The sequence below is a fragment of the Photobacterium malacitanum genome, assembly GCF_900185615.1.
Classification (GTDB): domain Bacteria; phylum Pseudomonadota; class Gammaproteobacteria; order Enterobacterales; family Vibrionaceae; genus Photobacterium; species Photobacterium malacitanum.
In genome coordinates this window covers 851,340-870,428 of the sequence record NZ_FYAK01000002.1, presented here as the reverse complement: position 1 = coordinate 870,428, position 19,089 = coordinate 851,340, and the positions used below count along the sequence as shown (strand labels likewise).

Annotated in this window: 17 protein-coding genes; 16 read left to right on the top strand and 1 reads right to left on the bottom strand. The window is 40.0% G+C overall.

The genetic code is table 11. The annotated features are described in order from the left end of the window. Positions 1-113: 113 nt before the first annotated feature. The 4 genes from PMAL9190_RS09100 (at position 114) to PMAL9190_RS09085 (ending at position 3,114) form a co-directional block, all read left to right on the top strand. The gene (locus PMAL9190_RS09100) at positions 114-386 is read left to right on the top strand and encodes a hypothetical protein (protein ID WP_087844864.1); all 273 of its coding nucleotides are present in this window, start codon (positions 114-116) and stop codon (positions 384-386) included. Positions 387-388: 2 nt separating this feature from the next. Further along, a complete protein-coding gene (gene tatA, locus PMAL9190_RS09095) occupies positions 389-574 on the top strand; it encodes a twin-arginine translocase TatA/TatE family subunit (protein WP_060996792.1) in 186 nt (61 codons plus the stop codon). A 246-nt stretch (positions 575-820) separates the two neighbouring features. Next, positions 821-1,171: a hypothetical protein gene (locus PMAL9190_RS09090; RefSeq protein WP_087844863.1), complete on the top strand. Its 351-nt coding sequence runs from the start codon at positions 821-823 to the stop codon at positions 1,169-1,171. A gap of 227 nt (positions 1,172-1,398) precedes the next feature. Continuing rightward, a complete protein-coding gene (locus tag PMAL9190_RS09085; RefSeq protein WP_087844862.1) occupies positions 1,399-3,114 on the top strand; it encodes an NAD-dependent malic enzyme in 1,716 nt (571 codons plus the stop codon). 108 nt (positions 3,115-3,222) lie between these two features. Here the strand turns inward: PMAL9190_RS09085 and PMAL9190_RS09080 are convergent, their stop codons facing one another. Beyond that, on the bottom strand, positions 3,223-3,504 hold the full coding sequence (locus PMAL9190_RS09080) for a hypothetical protein (RefSeq protein ID WP_087844861.1): 282 nt from the start codon (positions 3,502-3,504) through the stop codon (positions 3,223-3,225). 151 nt (positions 3,505-3,655) lie between these two features. On the opposite strand from PMAL9190_RS09080, the gene rbsD reads away from it, so the two are divergent. The 12 genes from rbsD (at position 3,656) to PMAL9190_RS09020 (ending at position 18,967) form a co-directional block, all read left to right on the top strand. Continuing rightward, the gene (gene rbsD / locus PMAL9190_RS09075) at positions 3,656-4,075 is read left to right on the top strand and encodes a D-ribose pyranase (RefSeq protein WP_087844860.1); all 420 of its coding nucleotides are present in this window, start codon (positions 3,656-3,658) and stop codon (positions 4,073-4,075) included. A gap of 126 nt (positions 4,076-4,201) precedes the next feature. Then, positions 4,202-5,524, top strand: a complete 1,323-nt coding sequence (gene fucP, locus PMAL9190_RS09070) for an L-fucose:H+ symporter permease (RefSeq protein WP_087844859.1) — start codon at positions 4,202-4,204, stop codon at positions 5,522-5,524. A 53-nt stretch (positions 5,525-5,577) separates the two neighbouring features. Further along, a complete protein-coding gene (locus PMAL9190_RS09065) occupies positions 5,578-6,594 on the top strand; it encodes an aldose 1-epimerase family protein (RefSeq protein ID WP_087844858.1) in 1,017 nt (338 codons plus the stop codon). A 180-nt stretch (positions 6,595-6,774) separates the two neighbouring features. After that, positions 6,775-7,695, top strand: coding sequence for a ribokinase (gene rbsK, locus PMAL9190_RS09060; protein ID WP_087844857.1), 921 nt, complete (start codon positions 6,775-6,777; stop codon positions 7,693-7,695). Between the two features lie 32 nt (positions 7,696-7,727). After that, positions 7,728-8,738, top strand: coding sequence for a substrate-binding domain-containing protein (locus tag PMAL9190_RS09055; RefSeq protein ID WP_087844856.1), 1,011 nt, complete (start codon positions 7,728-7,730; stop codon positions 8,736-8,738). A gap of 197 nt (positions 8,739-8,935) precedes the next feature. After that, positions 8,936-9,871 carry an alpha/beta hydrolase gene (locus PMAL9190_RS09050; RefSeq protein ID WP_087844855.1) on the top strand — a complete coding sequence of 312 codons (936 nt, stop codon included), beginning with the start codon at positions 8,936-8,938 and terminating at the stop codon, positions 9,869-9,871. Between the two features lie 337 nt (positions 9,872-10,208). Further along, positions 10,209-10,505, top strand: a complete 297-nt coding sequence (locus tag PMAL9190_RS09045) for a SemiSWEET transporter (RefSeq protein ID WP_087820588.1) — start codon at positions 10,209-10,211, stop codon at positions 10,503-10,505. Between the two features lie 209 nt (positions 10,506-10,714). Beyond that, entirely contained in the window at positions 10,715-13,159 is a 2,445-nt protein-coding gene (locus PMAL9190_RS09040) for a polysaccharide lyase 8 family protein (RefSeq protein ID WP_087844854.1), read from the top strand. A 203-nt stretch (positions 13,160-13,362) separates the two neighbouring features. Next, positions 13,363-14,652 carry an anaerobic sulfatase maturase gene (locus tag PMAL9190_RS09035; RefSeq protein ID WP_159458379.1) on the top strand — a complete coding sequence of 430 codons (1,290 nt, stop codon included), beginning with the start codon at positions 13,363-13,365 and terminating at the stop codon, positions 14,650-14,652. A 70-nt stretch (positions 14,653-14,722) separates the two neighbouring features. Continuing rightward, positions 14,723-16,342, top strand: a complete 1,620-nt coding sequence (locus PMAL9190_RS09030) for a sulfatase family protein (protein WP_087844853.1) — start codon at positions 14,723-14,725, stop codon at positions 16,340-16,342. Between the two features lie 87 nt (positions 16,343-16,429). Continuing rightward, on the top strand, positions 16,430-17,995 hold the full coding sequence (locus PMAL9190_RS09025; RefSeq protein WP_087844852.1) for a DUF2264 domain-containing protein: 1,566 nt from the start codon (positions 16,430-16,432) through the stop codon (positions 17,993-17,995). Positions 17,996-18,112: 117 nt separating this feature from the next. Beyond that, the gene (locus PMAL9190_RS09020) at positions 18,113-18,967 is read left to right on the top strand and encodes a tagatose bisphosphate family class II aldolase (protein ID WP_087844851.1); all 855 of its coding nucleotides are present in this window, start codon (positions 18,113-18,115) and stop codon (positions 18,965-18,967) included. Positions 18,968-19,089: the final 122 nt, after the last annotated feature.

The window sequence follows — 19,089 nt, the reverse complement described above, 5'->3', positions numbered from 1 at the left end:
ATAATTAATACATGTCGTTTATAAAAAATTTATATTTACCATGGTAATCCTTACATAAACATTAGATTAAAATTTATACCATCAACTGAGTTGGACTCATTGAGGATATAAATATGTTTATTGAAGTAAAACTTGGTCTCGCTGTTATATTTTTTATGTGGATGCTAACGCGTAGCCTTTACAAAAAAGCAACCTGGTTACAATTAACCATCGTTGGTTTGCAGATCTTTTCAGTGCTTCTTTTAATTGAATTATCAATTACCCACTATTTTCCTGAATTTCTGGAAGCTAAATGGTTTATTGGGGTGTTTTTTGCAGCAGTATTTATTATAGCTGCTGCTAAAGAGCGTTATTTGTCTAAAAATGAACAACAAGAGATTAATTAAAAATGGGTGAAATTAGCATCGGTAAGCTACTTATTGTTGCCGTTATTTTTGTTTTATTATTTGGTACTAAAAAACTTCGAACATTAGGTAGTGATCTTGGCTATGCACTGCGTGGTTTTCAACATGCAGTCAAAGATGAACCCCAATCAAACACTGAAGCCGCTGCAAAATCGACAGATAATCAATAATCAGCCCCTTAGTGTTATGGTTGCTGTGAGTTACATACTGATGATGTAACTCACACGCCCTCTTGACCTTCCCCTTTGTGTAAGCTTTATGATGATATTTATTGATATGCTGATTAAAGAGAGCCAAATATGAGTTGCTGTAATAAAGCCCCTAAAGGTGGTGCAAGTTTAGGGTTATTATTAAAGTTAATTGGTGGCATTTTCGTGGTGTTATTAATCGCTTCTTATTGGCAGTGAGACACCGTTATGAAACCATCAGTAATTATTGCACCTCATCTGCGTCGTTGCAGTGTTAATGGTTCGGCAACAGCACTAGCGTCGATGCTTATTACATTAAATGCCAACCAATATATTATGTCTGCCACAATAAAAACTGCGCATATTACGCATATATTGCGAGTTAAATATGATTTTAGATATATTGAATTTCAGCAAATATTAGCCATTATTACAGCGACAGGTGTTAACTATAAAAATGGTTTTTTTCAGCGTTTAAAGTACCAGCTTTATGGTGATGCCGATCTACAAGCACGAGATAATCTTAATATTACGCCATTTTGTTGCGATAAAGTGGCAATCAGACGAGAAAATTTATAACTTTCACGTGTTCTTTCACAAAGCATTATCTGTCTTTCTGTATAACTAATAACCATTGGTGTTTTTTTGACCAGATATAATTAACAATGCGACTGTTCACATTTTTGTGCTGCGGTTAGGTATACACTCTAGTTCACATGGTGGCTTTGTCATGATGAACAACAATGTTAATCGTTGTTAGTGTTTATAAAGTTACCGGCTATTGTTGTTATACACGGAGACTGAATATGACTATCGGTAAGTACCTCAGATGGAAAGATGCGCAAGGGAAAGTGTTTCGTCCAGTGTCGTTAACCGGCACCGAGTTACTCAATGATCGCACTTTAAATAAAAGTACGGCGTTTACTCAAGAAGAGCGCGAAGCCTTTCAATTAACAGGGTTATTACCGCCACGAGTACAAACGTTTGATGATCAGCTTAACCGGGTTTATGACGGCTTTCGTAGTGCATCAACAGATATCGAAAAATACCTCTTTTTACGTTCATTGCAAGATCGAAATGAAACCCTGTTTTATGCGTTGTTATCGCGTCATGTAGAAGAAATGACGCCGATTATTTACACCCCTACGGTTGGTAAAGCGTGTCAAGAATTTAGCCATCGCTATCAAAAAGCCCGTGGACTATATATTACCGAAGAAAATATCCATGCAATGGGGGAGATGTCGCGCCATTTTATGGGGAAAGACATCAAAATTATTGTTGTAACTGATAGCCAAGGTATTTTAGGTATTGGTGATCAAGGTGTTGGCGGCATGGGGATCCCGATAGGTAAGTTATCACTTTATACGTTAGGTGCTGGAATTCACCCTGCTCATTGTTTACCGATTGTGTTAGATGTTGGGACTGATAACCAAGAGTTACTCGATGATCCGATGTATTTAGGCATTTCACGTAAACGACTACGTGGTGATGCTTATAAGCGCTTTATTAAAGCTTTTGTAAAACAAGTTAAACGTCATTTTCCAAAAGCAGTCTTGCAATGGGAAGATTTCAGTAAAGCCAATGCGTTTGATAATCTGAGCGATTATGAGGATAGCTTACCGTCTTTTAATGATGATATTCAAGGAACGGGCTCGGTTGTATTAGCGGGTATTTTAGGTGCATGTAAGATCAAGCAAGAGCGCTTAGTTGATCAAACCTATGTTATTTATGGTGCTGGTGCGGGTGGAGTAGGTGTTGCTGATCAGATCTATGCCGGATTACTAAAAGAAGGCTGTACCCACCATTCGGCACGAGCAAAAATTTTCATTCTTGATTCTCAAGGGGTGGTGTTTGATGATCGTGATGGTTTAGAAGATTATAAACGTCGCTATGCTAAACCCCGTTCAATTTCAGCTGGTTGGCATGCTGCTGAGTTAGGCAAAATTAGCCTAACAGAGTTAATCAATAATCACCCTGTGACGGTATTACTGGGTGCAAGTGGCATTGGCGGCTCGTTTACAATTGAGCATATTCAAAAGATGATGGAATATACACCAAGGCCAATTATCTTCCCGTTATCAAATCCCACCGCTAATTGCGAAGCTATTCCTGAAGCGATTTATCATTGGAGTGATGGTCAAGCAATCGTCGCAACAGGTAGCCCATTCTCAGATGTTGAATACAATGGTCATCAGTACCGTATTGGACAAGGGAATAATGTGTTTATTTTCCCAGGGGTTGGATTGGCATCAATTGTGTCGCAAACGGAGAAAATCACTCAAGATATGTTTACAACCGCATCTTATGCTCTTGCTGAGTGTGTCAGTGATGAAGATATTGCAAGGGGCTGTATTTATCCTAGAATCAGTGCGTTGAAGACAGTATCAATCCATGTGGCGCATACCATTTTAACCCAAATGCAAGCGACGGATGCGTGTAGCTATTTACGGAATAAAGATCTGAAACAAGTATTAGCCGAGCATATGTGGGAGCCGGTATACCTTCCTTATCGACGAGTATAAACTTACAACCTTGTAACTATTGTTAAAGCCATATTTTAATCAAATATGGCTTTTTTGCTTTTTCTATTTAATGTCGCCACTCGCCACTCGCCACTCGCCACTCACCACTCACCACTCGCCACTCGCCACCTCGCTACTCACCACCTCGCTACTCACCACCTCGCTACTCACCACCTCGCTACTCACCACCTCGCTACTCACCACCTCGATACTCACCACCTCGATACTCACCACCTCGATACTCACCACCTCGATACTCACCACCTCGATACTCACCACCTCGATACTCACCACCTCGATACTCACCATCTCGATATCGAAACGTTTCGCTGGCAAAAATGTGAGCGAAATAACTTTTTTAAGTCTGTTTTTAGCCTTGAAAGCGATCATTCTCACAGCTTATATATTTCACTATGGTGAATTTTTTGCAGCGGTTTATTATTCACATCGAAACGTTTCGATAGCGTTTCCTGTCACTTATAAACACCAATTCAAAGACAGATAAATGAGTTATATAACGTGTAACGAGAAGGTCAATTAAATGAAGAAAAGCACTCTAATTAATGCAGAACTTTCGTACCTTGTGGCAACGCTAGGACATACCGATGAAATCACTATTTGTGATGCAGGCTTGCCAATACCTCAACATGTACAACGTATCGATCTGGCATTAACCCATGGCGTACCGAGTTTTCTCGATACCGTGAAAGTTATTTTATCTGAATCACAAATTGAAGCGGTGTTGATGGCAACGGAATTTGCAAAAGTCAGCCCTCAGCACCACCAAGCATTACTTGCTGTGCTTGACCAAGAGTGTTTAACAACGGGTAAATCAATTCAAATTGGTTATTTATCCCATGAAGAATTTAAACAACGTACAGCGCAAAGCCGTGCAGTGGTAAGAACCGGTGAATATACGCCGTATGCCAATATTATTTTCCAAACAGGTGTGGTGTTTTAAGGCATAAATCGAACATCTGGTTCGTTAGTCTATATCGAGTTATTGCTCCATATAGATAAGGTCTACCTAAATATAAACAAATATCGCCCACGCTAGGTGGCGTGGTGATTTTATGGAAGATACATTATGTTTATTAAAAATAATACAATTCAACATGCGGATGGTTTTTTAAATAAAACGCCAATATTCCAATTTTTATTATTATCGTCAGTGTTTGCCCTTTGGTCTGCGGCTGCAGCGCTAAATGATGTATTGATTACCCAATTTAAATCCATTTTTGAACTGTCTAATTTTGCTTCAGCGTTGGTACAATCGGCATTTTATGGCGCTTATTTTTTAGTCGCAATTCCTGCATCGATGGTTGTTAAAAAATCCTCTTATAAATTGGCAATACTGCTTGGTTTAGCGTTATATATTTTAGGTTGTTTAATGTTCTTTCCAGCGTCCCATGCTGGCACCTATACCATGTTCCTAGCTGCAATTTTTTGTATTGCGATTGGATTGTCGTTCCTTGAAACCTCATGTAATACTTATTCTGCGATGATTGGTGAGCCTGAGCGTTCGACACTGCGATTAAATATTTCTCATACTATTAACGCGATGGGTTACATCATTGGTTTATTACTTGGTAAACATCTTATTTTCCAAGAAGGTGTTGATGTTGGTCATATGATGGCGACCTTGACAGGTCCTGAACTTGTCGCTTTTAAAGAGCAAGTGTTACAACAAACATTAGAACCTTATAAGTGGCTAGTGGGTGTCATTGCGACGATTGCAATTTTAATTGCCGTGACTGAATACCCTAATTGTAAAGCGGCGACCGACAGTAAAGATAATCAGCCTTCGTTTGGGGAAACACTGTCTTATTTGATGGGCAATAAACGTTTCTTTAAAGGAATTGCGACTCAGTTTGCTTATGTTGGTATGCAAGTAGCAGTATGGTCATTCACTATTCGTTTAGCGTTAGAGCTAGATCATAATATGGTTGAGCATGATGCGGCTAACTACTTATTGTATGCCTTCATCATGTACTTCTTAGGCAAGCTATTCGCGAACTACTTATTCACTAAAACCTCACAAGAAAATGTATTAATGGGCTACTCAGCCGTTGGTTTTGCTTGCTTGATGTATGTAACTTTTGTGCCTAACTTCAGTGCTGTTTGGGTTGCAGTTGGTACATCGGCATTATTTGCACCTTGCTGGGCAACGATTTTTGCTTCAACACTACAGTCTGTTGATACTCGTTACACAGAAACTGCTGGTGGTTTTGTGGTGATGTCTATTATCGGTGGTGCGGCTATTCCTGTGATTCAAGGTTTACTTGCCGATAATATTGGGCTTCAGTCTTCATTTATTGTCAGTGCACTATGTTTTGCAGTGGTATTTGCTTACTTCATGAGTGAGAAGCAATACAAGCAACGATTCAATTTTGTCGCTGCTAAAGCGTAATGTTCAACTGTGACCACTCAATAATGGGTGGTCAATGTTGTGAGGAATAAAAGATGTTTACCTTACCGTTATCTAAAGAAAACTTTACTAAGCAAAGAACGTTGATCGCTCAATCTGAACATTTTGAAATTCATAGCTTTCTATATAACTCAGGCGTCCATGCGGTTGAGATTAAAAATGCCAAAGGCCATTTAGTGGTATTGCCATTTATGGGACAGATGATTTGGGATGCGCAGTTTTTGAATACCGACTTGTGCATGAAAAATATGTTCTCTGAACCTAAATTTGCCAAAACAATTGTCGAAACTTATGGTTGCTTTGCTTTTCACGCTGGCATGATCCGCATGGGTTGCCCATCTCCACAAGATGATCATGCATTACATGGTGAAATGCCTTGTGCCACGATGGATCGTGCGTGGCTAGAAATAAATGATGATAGTGTTGTTATCAAAGGCAGTTATGAATATGTAATGGGATTTGGTGAGCATTACTTAGCAACACCTTCCGTAACGTTGAATAAAAACGCCAGTGTGTTTGATATTCAAATGGTGGTGAAAAACCTTGCTAGTGTAAATATGCCGTTGCAGTATATGTGTCATATCAATGCGACCTATGCTGAAAACGCCGTGATGACACAAAATATACCAGATGCAGCATTAATGTTACGTGAAACAGTGCCTGCCCACGTACAACCAACACCGCAATGGTTGGCATACAACGACAGTTTAAAAACAGCGGCACCGATTTCAACGTTGAACAATCCTGACATGCATGATCCTGAAATTGTGTATTTCATGGATGATATAGCAGGCTATGCTGATCGAGCGGTGTTTAAAATGCAACTTAGTGACGATAAATTTATGCAGACTGAGTTTGATACCCATGAATTTAATTGTGCTACGCGGTGGTTATTATGTAATGGCGATCAACAAGTCGCGGCATTTGCATTACCAGCAACTTGTCGACCTGAGGGGTTTCTTGCCGCTAAAGAGTGTGGCAGCTTGCTGTATCTTCAACCACATGAAGAACGTTGCTTTACTGTGCGTACTGGTATTTGTCAGGGCGTATAACTAATTGCTATATGTGTGTTTTACTCTTTTCTTGACCATTGTTAGTTCGGTTAAAGGGAAGAGTAAAATAGATACTTTTGCTTTTTTGTCTCATGGTTAATTGCTGATTATAAAAAATCAAAAGCATCTATTTTTGTTATCTTGTATTAGAAAAGCTCACGAAGAGCCGAGGAAAATCCTATGAATAAGTTAGTGGTATTAGGTAGTGTTAACGCTGACCATGTTCTGCAAGTCCCTTCTTTTCCACGTCCGGGTGAGACGCTTCATGGATGTAACTATCAAGTTATTCCTGGCGGAAAAGGGGCAAACCAAGCAGTGGCTGCGGCACGTTTACATGCTGACATTGGCTTTATTGCTTGTGTAGGAGATGATTCGTTTGGCATCAATATTCGTGAAAATTTCAAAATCGACGGTATTGATATCACAGCAGTGAAAATGCAACCAAACTGTCCAACAGGCATTGCCATGATTCAAGTATCAGACAGTGGTGAAAATAGTATCTGCCTTTCTGCCGAAGCGAACGCTAAGCTAACCGCAACGGCAATTGCGCCTGATTTAGAGCGTATTCGTCAAGCTGATTATTTATTGATGCAATTAGAAACCCCGCTATGTGGAATTGAAAAAGCCGCCCAAGTAGCAAAGGCTGCCAATACGGTAGTAATTCTAAACCCAGCACCAGCGCGCGCTTTATCTGATGAACTATTAGCGTGTGTGGATATTATCACGCCCAATGAAACCGAAGCTGAAGTGTTAACTGGTATCACGGTGACAGATGCTGACAGTGCTCAACGCGCGGCTAATGTTCTGCATGCAAAAGGCATTAAGACTGTGATGATCACGCTTGGCGCCAAAGGTGTATGGCTAAGTCAGAATGGTAATGGTGATATTATTGCAGGATTTCGTGTTGAAGCGACCGATACAACCGCCGCAGGTGATACCTTTAATGGTGCATTCGTGACTGGTTTGTTAGAAGATTTACCTTTAGAATCAGCAGTTAAATTCGCTCATGCTGCTGCTGCCATTTCGGTTACTCGCTTTGGTGCGCAAACCTCTATTCCAACTCGTGATGAGGTTGATGATTTTCTAGCTCAGCAATCATAGTGTAAGCAAGCACTTAACAAAGGATAAATAACATGGCAACGATGAAAGATATCGCAAAATTAGCAGGGGTTTCTACATCTACTGTGAGCCATGTTATTAACAACACCCGCTTTGTCAGTGATGAAATATCAGCACGGGTTAATAATGCCGCTAAAGAACTTCATTACAGCGGGCCATCAGTATTGGCGCGCAGTTTTAAGGTTAATCGCACTAAAACCTTAGGCATGTTAGTGACAACATCAACCAACCCTTTTTTTGGTGAAGTGGTTAAAGGTGTTGAGCGTAGCTGTTATCAACAGGGTTATAGCCTTATTTTGTGTAATACCGAAGGTGATCACCAACGGATGCACGAATCAATTAATACCTTATTGCAAAAGCGTGTTGATGGCTTAATTTTGATGTGTTCGTCATTAGAAGGCGAACAGATCGATGTGTTTGAGCATTATCCTGATATTCCCGTTGTGGTGATGGATTGGGGCTCAATGTTATTTACTAGCGATAAGATTCAAGATAATTCGCTACGGGGTGGCTATATGGCAACTCAATATTTGATAACCGCAGGCCATACTGAGATTGGTTGTATTACCGGGCCTTTGGTTCGTTACCAAGCGCAAATGCGTTATGAAGGTTATAAACGGGCGATGAACGAGGCAAAATTAAGTTTTCATTCAAGCTGGATTGTTGAATCTGATTTTGAATGTGAAGGTGGCTATACTGCCTTTATGGAAATGTATCAGCATGGCCGTTTACCGAGTGCCATTTTTGTGGCCAATGACATGATGGCAATGGGGGTTATCAATGCGGCTAATGAATGTGGAATTAATATTCCTAATGATTTATCCGTGATTGGTTATGATGACATCCATATCGCAAAATTTATGTCACCGGCATTGACCACTGTCCATCAACCAAAGTATCGATTAGGACAGGCTGCAGTGGAAACCTTACTTAAACGATTAGATAATCCAGCCAGTGATACGCAAACAATTCAGCTAGAGCCTACTTTAGTCACTCGTAATAGTGTGAAGATTATCGCGAATTAATCTATCGTATCAGCCAATATTGAATAACATAATATATTACTAAGATGATAAGTTTCCCCGCTTATCATCTTTTTTTTGCTCAAAGAGTATCAACTAACATCAATAGATTATAATTTAGATCTCGGTATATTACTGATGACATTGATTTTTTTCATGTCATGACTCAATAAATAACGTTGTGAAAGGAGCGTTGGCAATTGAAACGTAAACTAGATGACTCATTAGCACTGTGGCTCGATGAATTTAATCTGCAATTGGCAGCATTCAATGCAACAGGCGCCCCATTGAGTGCCACACGCGCACGGCAAGGGTTAGCCACTATTACCCAGTCATTGGTTACTGATATCCCTTATATAGCAATGGTTAACGATGCTGCTATTGAACATGTACCGATTAGGGTTTATCACCCACAACCTTTACAGCCGTTACCTATTTTGATGTATTTGCATGGTGGCGGCCATGTTGCAGGTAGTATTGCTGTTTATGATCCTATTTGTCGCAAATTGGCACTAGCCAGCCAGCATATTGTGGTTGCCATTGATTACCGTTTAGCGCCTGAATATCCTTACCCTGCTGCTGTGAATGATGGCTATTTGTGTTTACAGCAGTTATTGCCTCAATTGGATCGAATGGGGGTTAATTATTCACCACAAGTTTCTATTGGTGGTGATTCTGCGGGAGGCGCACTTGCAGCTACATTGTGTGGATTGGCTCAACAAGACAATAGAATATCGATCCATAAACAAGTACTTATTTATCCAAGCCTTGATTACACCTTATCTTTACCCTCAACAGTGATTAATGGTCGCAATTATTTTCTCCAGACAGATAAAATTGAGTGGTATTTTGAACAATATTTTGCAGATCAAGATGAGAGATATAAGGCCTCGCCATTATGGCAAGCGGTTGGTGAGCATTTTCCAGCAACATTAGTGATCACGACCGAGTTTTGTCCATTGCGTGATGATGGCCGCTATTATTATCAAAAATTATGTCAGCAAGGCGTCAGTGCTCAGTATTATAATATGCCAAATATGGTGCATGCTTTTTTAAATTTAGAGAATGTTGTGCCGACGTATTGTCAGCAGGCATATGAGAGAATAAAGACGTTTTTAGCTATAGACGAGGCGTAAAACAAATAAAGTCGTAAGTAATAATTTGAAAGATGACTTACGACTTAACGTTAAAAGAAAAATGTTTCATTATTCAAAAATTGATTCTAGGAGTAAATATAAGCCACGCAGTAAATCCATATAACACCTTCCATAGTGAGCTATCTTGTTGGTATACATTGTCATTTGTTCTAAATCTAGAATAGTGAGATTACACATTAAGTCAATGGCAGTTGAGTGAAAAAAGTGTATATTGTGAATATTGATCACTATTTGTTATTAAATGGTAATCAATGGTGTTTTTTCAAGATCTTTTGAGTTGTATTAATCACAACATCGATGTACATGAGGATTATGGATGATAACTCGTTTTAAGCGTTTAGCTGCAGCATTTGAACCTTTTATGTTATTGATGGGAGTTGTTGGTCCATTAGCCACATTGCCACAGTTATATAAATTATTTTTTTCTCATAGTGAACATGCTTTAGGATTATCGTTAACCACATGGGTGCTTTATGCGCTCCTCGCTGCATTATGGGCCGTGTACGGTTTTGTTCATAAAAATCCACCTATTTGGGTTGGTAACAGTCTTGGATTTTTAATGGATATGGCAATGGTTGTGGGTATTTTTTGGCATACAGGTGGTACGTTTTAACGCTATGTATGACTGAGGTATATAGCTAGTTTAATTATGGTCATTGTTTTCGCTTTTACCGTTCTTCAACTTTCAGTTGTGATGTTGTGGCTAAAAGTAAAATAATGGCCATTTTTTGATCGAGAAATAGTGATATTAGTGCTTTTTTGCTTTCATTTTATCCTTTACCGTAATTAAACGAAAATTAATAACGGAAGGATAAAGGAATAATGAAACATGCTAATTTAGCGGTATCTATTGCCGTAGCGTTATCAACATTGATCGTACCTACCTCTGTATTTGCTCAACCTAACGCTACCTCGATAGTTAATTATCATCAATCGCAGCCGTTAGTGGAGTATCAAGCATTACGCCAACGTTGGGCGGCGAGCTTTCTTGGTGATGCGACGATTCCTTTTGATGACACCTTAAAACAAACCGTTATTACAACTAATAATGCCGCAGATAGATATTGGTCATCGATGTTAACTGATCCTAATCGCACCAGTTTGTGGAGTGATGTGGAATTAGATCTACAAACGGATGCGGGTAAAAAGGTTTTAGGTGCCAATATTCGTACTTCTTATCAACGTTTATTTAATATGGCAAAAGCTTACCATTTACGTGATGGGCAATTACAGAATAATGCTGAATTACTGAGTGCCATTATTGATGGTATGACATTTCTAAATCAACATTATTATAAAGTTGGCGCGAAAGAATGGGGTAACTGGTGGCATTGGGAACTGGGTACCCCAAAAGATATTCATAATATTTTAGTGTTGCTATATGACCAATTACCGCCACAATTAATTACTGCTCACACGCAAGCCACCCGTTATTTCACGCCAGAAGCTACCCATTTAGGTGCAGGACCCGGTGCTGATGTGTCAAGTAATCCTCATTACCGTTTATCGACAGGGGGGAACCGTACAGATAATACTCAAGTGGTTATTCTACGCGGTATTTTAGATAATAATAGCGCTGAAATAGAAGCTGCTATTTCCGCCTTATCACCTGTTGTGGCTGAAGTGACAACCAGTGATGGTTTTTATAGTGATGGTAGTTTTTTACAGCATTATGATATTGCCTATAACGGTACTTACGGCAATGTGTTACTTAATGGCCTCGGTGCACAATTAGATTTAGTCGCAGGATCGCCTTGGCAAGCAACCGATCCAGTACTTAAAAATATTTATCCGATTATTTTTAAAAGTTACGCGCCATTATTAGAGCGCGGTAGCATGATGGAATTTGTCAATGGACGTGCAATATCTCGACCAAAAGAACAAGGTCATCATGTGGGTCATTTAGTCATTGCATCACTATTGCATTATATTGATGGCGCTGAGCCTCAAGTTAAAGCACAGTTGCAAAATCTTATTAAAACACAAATTATTCAAGACACATCTTTCGACTTTTTTACTTCGATCAATCATGTCGGCAATTATCAAAAAGCTAAAAGCTTAGTTGCAGATCCTGAGGTGAGTGGTGAACAACAATTGCAAGGATTCTTTAATTACCCAGCGATGGATCGGGCGGTTTATCGTGGTGATGATTGGAGCTTCAGTTTAGCGATGCACTCTAGTCGTTTAGGTAATTTTGAGTGTATGAATAATGAAAATAAACAAGGGTGGTTCACCGGTGATGGTATGGGCTACCTCTATAATGGTCAACTTGATCATTACCACAATTATTGGCCAGCAGTAAACCGTTACCGCCTTGAAGGTACCACGGTTGATAACCAAGTAATGGCTGATTGTGATGGTCAGCGCAATCAAATTAAAGGGGGGCGTCAAACACAAATGGATTGGGTTGGCTCGCTACGTTTTGATGATATTGGTGCTGCGGGAATGATGTTCAGTAATTGGAATAATACCCTCACGGCTAACAAATCGTGGTTTATGTTTGAAGATGAAATTGTGATGCTTGGCTCTGATATTAAGTCGACGACACCAGCAGATATCACTACTACTGTAATGAACCGAAAATTAGCCGACGTTGGTAACAATACGCTGTTTGTTAATGGTAAACCTTGGCAACCACAGTTAAGCCATACCATGAAGTTACGCACATTAACTCTGACTAATAATGAACTTGATGACAGTGATATTAGCTATATATTTCTAAAACCAACAACGGTTACTGTTGAGCAGCAGTTAAGAACAGGAGATTGGAGTGATATTGGTACGCGCAGCGGACAAGTTAGTGCCGAATTTGTTGCTGCAACTATCGCACAAACGGCTGCAAATGATCACTATGCTTATGTATTAATGCCTAATGCGGATAAAGAAGATGTACAAGATTTCATTGAGGAAATGCCGATCAAAGTACGTCGTAACGATAATTTAGCCCATATTGTCACCCATAAAGATCAAGCTATAACTGCTGCAAATATATGGACAGATCAAGGTGTTAAAGTTACTAACCAGCTTAGTGCATTTTCAAAAATGGCGCTGATGGTTGAAAAAGATGATCGTGAGTTAAAGCTTGCGGTGAGTGATCCGTTACAAACACAGACAATGTTACATATCAGACTGCATAAGTCAGTTGAGATTGAAACTGATATTGAGCAACGATTGCAGCTTGATGGTCAGGGAAATCTGATGATTAATGTCGATGGGTTAGTTGGCCAAAGTTATACCTTTACGCTAAAAAGAGTGGCTGCGGACTAATTATTGAATCACTGATATCGCCGTCACTAAATAGATAATGCAATTTCTATTGGTGACGGTTTTTTTTCATTTGGTGTTTTTGGAATAAAAAAACTTACGTTAGCTTTCATTTTGTTTTGTTTGTGATCTTAGCCGCTTTAATCTTTCGTTTTCTTTCGTATGATGCCTTATCAGTATTTCGAAAGCATTTAAAAAGGTTAACTATGGCGCCGTCCTCATCTCTGTCTCAACAAGCACGTTTTCATATGATGGCTAAGCCAACCAGTTATCGCTGTAATTTAAAATGTGATTATTGTTTTTATTTAGAAAAAGAAACCGTTGTCGGTAATCCCAGTGCTAACCGTTGTAGCTCGACTGTAAATACTGCGACGTCAAGCACGACTGTGGCGAGTAGTGATCAAATGTCAGATGCGACCCTAAAGCGTTATGTACGTCATTATATTGCCAGTCAAAATAGTAACGATATCGACTTTTCATGGCAGGGTGGAGAGCCGACGCTTGCGGGATTAGACTTTTATCGTAGCGTGGTTAAATACCAAGCCCAATATGGTGCAGGGAAAAACATAACCAATAGTTTCCAAACTAATGCGGTTGCGATCAATCGTCAGTGGGCGCAATTTTTTGCAGAGCATAAGTTTTTAATCGGTGTCTCAGTTGATGGTACGCCAGATGTTCATGATAAATATCGTATATCTGTTAATGGTAAACCGACTTTTGAACGGGTTAAAAAAGCGATTGAATTACTTTTAGAATATCAGGTTGAATTTAATATTCTAACGGTTATTAATGATCAAAATTGGAACAAAGGCCGTGAAACCTACCGCTTTTTAACGTCATTAGGCGCCCGCCACTTACAGTTTATTCCTATTGTTGAAGTTCAACCTCAATATCAAGCCAATAGTAGTGGTCATTATTCACCGCAAAAAGACGCACCATTAACTCATTTTTCTGTGCCTGCTGATGGTTATGGTCAGTTTATGAGTGAGGTGTTTGATGAGTGGTTACAGCACGATGTTGGTACAGTGTTTGTACGCATGTTTGACAGTATTTTAGCGACATGGCTTGGTTATCCCGCTTCGGTGTGTGTGCTGTCAAAACAGTGTGGTCAAGCGATGGTGATTGAAGCCAATGGTGATATTTATTCGTGTGATCACTATGTTTATCCCGCGAATAAACTGGGCAATATTGCTAGTACCGATCTGGTTAAGTTAGCCACCAGTAAACAGCAGCAACGGTTCGGAAATGCGAAATCGCAAAAATTGACCCAACAATGCCAGCAATGTGAGGTTCATGGTTTGTGTTATGGCGGTTGTCCGAAACACCGCTTGGTGACTGTGGCAGGCGAAAAGCATAAACAAAATTATTTGTGTCGCTCATACCAACAGATTTTCCGCCATACCGCACCTGCAATGCATATGATGAGTCAGGCGATTCAGCAAGGCGGAACTGCGGTAGATGCATTGCCTTATTTGGCCCAATTACGCTCAGCATAATATTGATCATTAAATTGAATTTTAAGACGTATTGCTGTGTGTTACAGCAGTATATTACAAGGAGTATACAATGAACCTGTCCTCGACGAAGAAGACAATAATTGCAAGTTTTGTGGCTGCTGCTTGCATGGCTTCTGCTGCTGTAGCAAACGCTGCTCCAACAACAGCCATTGAGAAACAGCCCAATGTGTTATTAGTGGTTATGGATGATCTGGGGACAGGTCAGTTAGATTTTGCGTTAGACAGTTTGAATAAAAAAACCTTAGCTGAACGCCCTGTACCCGTTCGCTATCAAGGTGATTTTGATAAAATGGTCGATGCAGCTAAGCGGGCGATGCCAACCGTTGCAAGTCTCGCTCAGCAAGGCGTGAAAATGACCAATGCTTTTGTGGCTCATCCGGTTTGTGGTCCTTCACGTGCAGGTATTTTTACGGGTCGTTACCCAACGAGTTTTGGTACTTACAGTAATGATGATGCTCTGCAAGGTGTACCGCTAGATATCAAATTATTACCAGCATTATTTCAAGAGAACGGTTATAACACCGCTAATATCGGTAAATGGCACAATGCTAAAATTAGCAGTAAAAATGCCGTTGCAGATCATAATAAAACCCGTGATTATCATGATAACCAAATACCGGTAACCCCAAAAGAATATGCGCCAGAAAGCCGTGGCTTTGATTACTCTTATAGTTTCTACGCATCTGGAGCTGCGTTATGGAATTCACCTGCTATTTATCAAAATGGTAAAAATATTCCAGCGCCAGGTTATTTAACGCATAACTTAACCAATGAAGCGCTGCAGTTTATCGAGCAAAGTGGTGATAAACCGTTCTTTATTAACCTTGCCTTTAGCGTGCCACATATTCCATTGGAAGAAGCGTCACCAGCGAAATATATGGAGCGTTTTAATACCGGTAATGTTGAAGCCGATAAATATTTTGCTGCGATTAATGCTGCCGATGAAGGTCTTGGACAAATAGTTGAACTGCTTAAGAAAAAAGGAGAGTTAGATAATACACTGATATTTTTCTTATCTGATAATGGCGCAGTACATGAATCGCCAATGCCAATGAATGGTATGGATCGTGGCTATAAAGGCCAGATGTACAATGGCGGTGTACGGGTACCATTTGTGGCATATTGGCCGAAACATATTCCTGCTGGTGGCACTAACGATACTCTGATCTCAGCATTAGATATTCTTCCTACAGCATTGACTGCTGCGGGCATTAAGATCCCTGCTGAAATGCAGCTTGATGGTAAAAATATTTTGCCTGTGCTTGAAGGTAAAACGAAGCAATCGCCGCATCAATATATTTATTGGGCAGGCCCTGGTGCGAAGCATTATAGCGAAGAAAACGATGCGTTCTGGCATGGCTACTGGAAATGGATCACCTATGAATCTAATGACATTCCTAAAAACCCCAATTTAGAAAAATTATCGAAAGGCTCATGGGCAATTCGAGATCAAGACTGGGCATTGTATTTCTATGATGATGGCACCAATAGCGTGAAATTATTTAATGACAAGCTTGATCCAAGTGAATCAAAAGATCTTGCTCAGCAATATCCACAAAAAGTGAAGCAAATGAAACAAGCTTTCTATGAGTGGATCAAAGATAAACCAAAGCCTGTTGCATGGGGACAAGATCGTTACCATGTGCTAACTGAATCAGCAAAAGGTTAATAATTGATCAAATATATCGCACTGCCATTATATTGAAGTGATATCAATATGATTGTGGTGCGTTATTGTTCATGGAGGATAACAATAATGAATAATGTACAAGCCACAGCTGCAGCAGCTGATACTAAAGAGAATATCGAACAAACCTCTTTAAAAACAGTATTATCAACGCCTTATAAAGCGAAAAACATTTCAGCTACCGAGAGACCAACGATTGCCTATGAACATCCAACCGCTGCGATGTATGTGCAATTATTTAAACAGCGACTAGTGCGTTTAAAAATGAAAGCGGCGACTTACTCGATTAATGATGCAGCGGTAGCAGATTATTTTGCTAAACCTAATGTAAGCATTGAGAACAAGTGCCAATACTTAGTGCGTTATGTTGCTGAAGCGTTTGAACATTATTCGGTGTGGGATTATAGCCATGCTTATTATCCTGGACGTCCAAGTCAACAAAATGCCCGTACAGATGCGATGGAAGGCACCAGCAGAGTATTACCGACGTTAGCGGCATGGTTAAGTCACCATGGTCCACAACCATTAGTGGGTTTAAATGATAAGCCGTTAGATATTGTGGCAATGTTACGGCAGGCTTTTTTAGCGGGAACAAACCCACAACATGCAGGCTATTGGGGCCAATTACACGACTATGATCAGCGTATTTGTGAAAGTGCCGATTTAGCATTGGCATTATGGCTCAGCCGTGAATATGTTTGGCAACAAATGACAGCAGCAGAACAAGCGCAAATCATTACCTGGTTTAAACAAGTTAACCACTGTCAAACTGTTGATAATAATTGGCATTTATTTCCACTAACGGTGCAGTTGGTTATTAAAGCACTCACTGGCGAAGATAGTGTTGCGTATGATAAGTACCAACGAATTAAAGAGTTTCATGTGGGGGATGGTTGGTTCCGTGATGGTGCTAAAGGCAATTATGATTACTACAACGCATGGGGATTTCATTATTCGCTCTATTGGCTCGATCAAATCGATGCCAATTTTGATCGCGACTTTATTCATCAAACCTTAGCGGATTTTGTTAGCCAATATCGCTATTTCTTTACTGTTGAAGGCCTGCCTTTCTTTGGTCGTAGTGCTTGCTATCGTCTTGCCGCTGCAGCGCCTTTGATTATGGCAGTTGATCAACACAGTGAGGTGATTTCTGCAGGTGAAGCTCAACGCGCATTTGCGACCAGTTTAGAATACTTTATCAGTCATGGTGCGATGCAACATGGTGCGCCAACCCAAGGGCTGTTTGGTGATGATACTCGCCTGGTTGATAACTATAGTGGACCTGCAAGTAGTTTTTGGTCACTACGTGCGCTGAATATAGCTTTATTTTGTGGTGAACGCTGTGGTTTGTGGCAGGCACAACAACAACCGTTACCTGTTGAGCAAGGTGATTTTAATTTTTCATTGCCAGCGATTAATGCGCAACTGATGGGCGTTTTCGAAACGAAAGAGGTGGTGGTGGTCTTTAAAAATGACTACCTCAGCGAACAGAGCCCATTATCGCGGCGATTAGAGCCTCAATCCTCGCGTCATTACTGGTTAGAAAAGATCCTCGGACGAGCAGAAAGGCCGAAAAATAACTTATTGCGTAAAGGTATTACCTGTTATTCATCAAAGATGGCACATTTCTTTTGATTTCATTTTGTTATTTATTTTCGATTTGAAAGTGATTATGTGATTCAGATCTTTTTATTTGTTTTTGTTTTCGAATATAGTTTAAATCGAAAGTTAACGGAAGGTTTGAGGGTTTTTATGTTTTTGGTTTCTTCGCGTGAAATGCTGTTGAAAGCGCAGCTAGGTGGTTATGCCGTTCCAGCTTTTAATATTCATAATCTTGAGACAATTCAAGTAGTACTTGAAACGGCTGCAGAGATGCGTTCTCCAGTTATTCTTGCTGGTACGCCTGGTACTTATTCTTACGCGGGTACTGATTACTTGGTGGGTATATGTCTTAAAGCTGCCCATATTTACCAAACGCCAATCGCACTGCATATGGATCATCACGAATCATTCAGTGATATTCGTACCAAAGTAGAGGCAGGTATAAAATCTGCAATGATTGATGGGTCTCATCATAGTTTTGAAGGCAATATCGATATTACTCGTAAAGTCGTGCAATTTTGTCATGGATGGGATTGTTCAGTTGAAGCTGAATTAGGCCGTTTAGGTGGTCAAGAAGACGATCTTATTGTGGAAGATAAAGACGCACTTTATACCGATCCAGATGCTGCGATTGAATTTATTAATGCAACGGGCATTGATTCATTAGCGATTGCAATCGGTACTGCGCACGGCATGTATAAAGAGCAGCCACGGTTAGATTTTGATCGCTTGGGTATTATTCGTAGTAAAACAGATACACCATTAGTGCTTCATGGCGCTTCAGGTGTGCCAGATGAAGATGTACGTCGTTGCATTGAATTAGGTATTACCAAAGTGAACGTTGCTACTGAACTTAAAATTGCGTTTGCTGATGCTGTGAAACAATATTTTATTGAGCATCCACAAGCGAACGATCCACGTCATTATATCATTCCGGGTAAAGCGGCAATGAAGCAAGTGATTCAGAATAAAATTCGTGTATGTGGTAGCGAAGGAAAAGCGTAATTAACCACAAACGAGAACCTCTCGCCATGGATGACACAATGTAATACTGATTCCCCCTAAAGTGGCTTACTTTATTTAGTATTACATTTATAACTTTGAGTGATGATGTTTTTTTGGCCATG

What these genes read in the sequence shown, in the direction of transcription:
- PMAL9190_RS09030 (WP_087844853.1), top strand. Translation starts at nt 14,723, where the DNA reads ATGAACCTGTCCTCGACGAAGAAGACAATAATTGCAAGTTTTGTGGCT.
- PMAL9190_RS09040 (WP_087844854.1), top strand. Translation starts at nt 10,715, where the DNA reads ATGAAACATGCTAATTTAGCGGTATCTATTGCCGTAGCGTTATCAACA.
- PMAL9190_RS09100 (WP_087844864.1), top strand. Translation starts at nt 114, where the DNA reads ATGTTTATTGAAGTAAAACTTGGTCTCGCTGTTATATTTTTTATGTGG.
- rbsD (WP_087844860.1), top strand. Translation starts at nt 3,656, where the DNA reads ATGAAGAAAAGCACTCTAATTAATGCAGAACTTTCGTACCTTGTGGCA.
- fucP (WP_087844859.1), top strand. Translation starts at nt 4,202, where the DNA reads ATGTTTATTAAAAATAATACAATTCAACATGCGGATGGTTTTTTAAAT.
- PMAL9190_RS09025 (WP_087844852.1), top strand. Translation starts at nt 16,430, where the DNA reads ATGAATAATGTACAAGCCACAGCTGCAGCAGCTGATACTAAAGAGAAT.
- PMAL9190_RS09045 (WP_087820588.1), top strand. Translation starts at nt 10,209, where the DNA reads ATGATAACTCGTTTTAAGCGTTTAGCTGCAGCATTTGAACCTTTTATG.
- PMAL9190_RS09090 (WP_087844863.1), top strand. Translation starts at nt 821, where the DNA reads ATGAAACCATCAGTAATTATTGCACCTCATCTGCGTCGTTGCAGTGTT.
- PMAL9190_RS09020 (WP_087844851.1), top strand. Translation starts at nt 18,113, where the DNA reads ATGTTTTTGGTTTCTTCGCGTGAAATGCTGTTGAAAGCGCAGCTAGGT.
- PMAL9190_RS09035 (WP_159458379.1), top strand. Translation starts at nt 13,363, where the DNA reads ATGGCGCCGTCCTCATCTCTGTCTCAACAAGCACGTTTTCATATGATG.
- PMAL9190_RS09080 (WP_087844861.1), bottom strand. Translation starts at nt 3,504, where the DNA reads ATGATCGCTTTCAAGGCTAAAAACAGACTTAAAAAAGTTATTTCGCTC.
- PMAL9190_RS09065 (WP_087844858.1), top strand. Translation starts at nt 5,578, where the DNA reads ATGTTTACCTTACCGTTATCTAAAGAAAACTTTACTAAGCAAAGAACG.
- PMAL9190_RS09085 (WP_087844862.1), top strand. Translation starts at nt 1,399, where the DNA reads ATGACTATCGGTAAGTACCTCAGATGGAAAGATGCGCAAGGGAAAGTG.
- tatA (WP_060996792.1), top strand. Translation starts at nt 389, where the DNA reads ATGGGTGAAATTAGCATCGGTAAGCTACTTATTGTTGCCGTTATTTTT.
- PMAL9190_RS09055 (WP_087844856.1), top strand. Translation starts at nt 7,728, where the DNA reads ATGGCAACGATGAAAGATATCGCAAAATTAGCAGGGGTTTCTACATCT.
- rbsK (WP_087844857.1), top strand. Translation starts at nt 6,775, where the DNA reads ATGAATAAGTTAGTGGTATTAGGTAGTGTTAACGCTGACCATGTTCTG.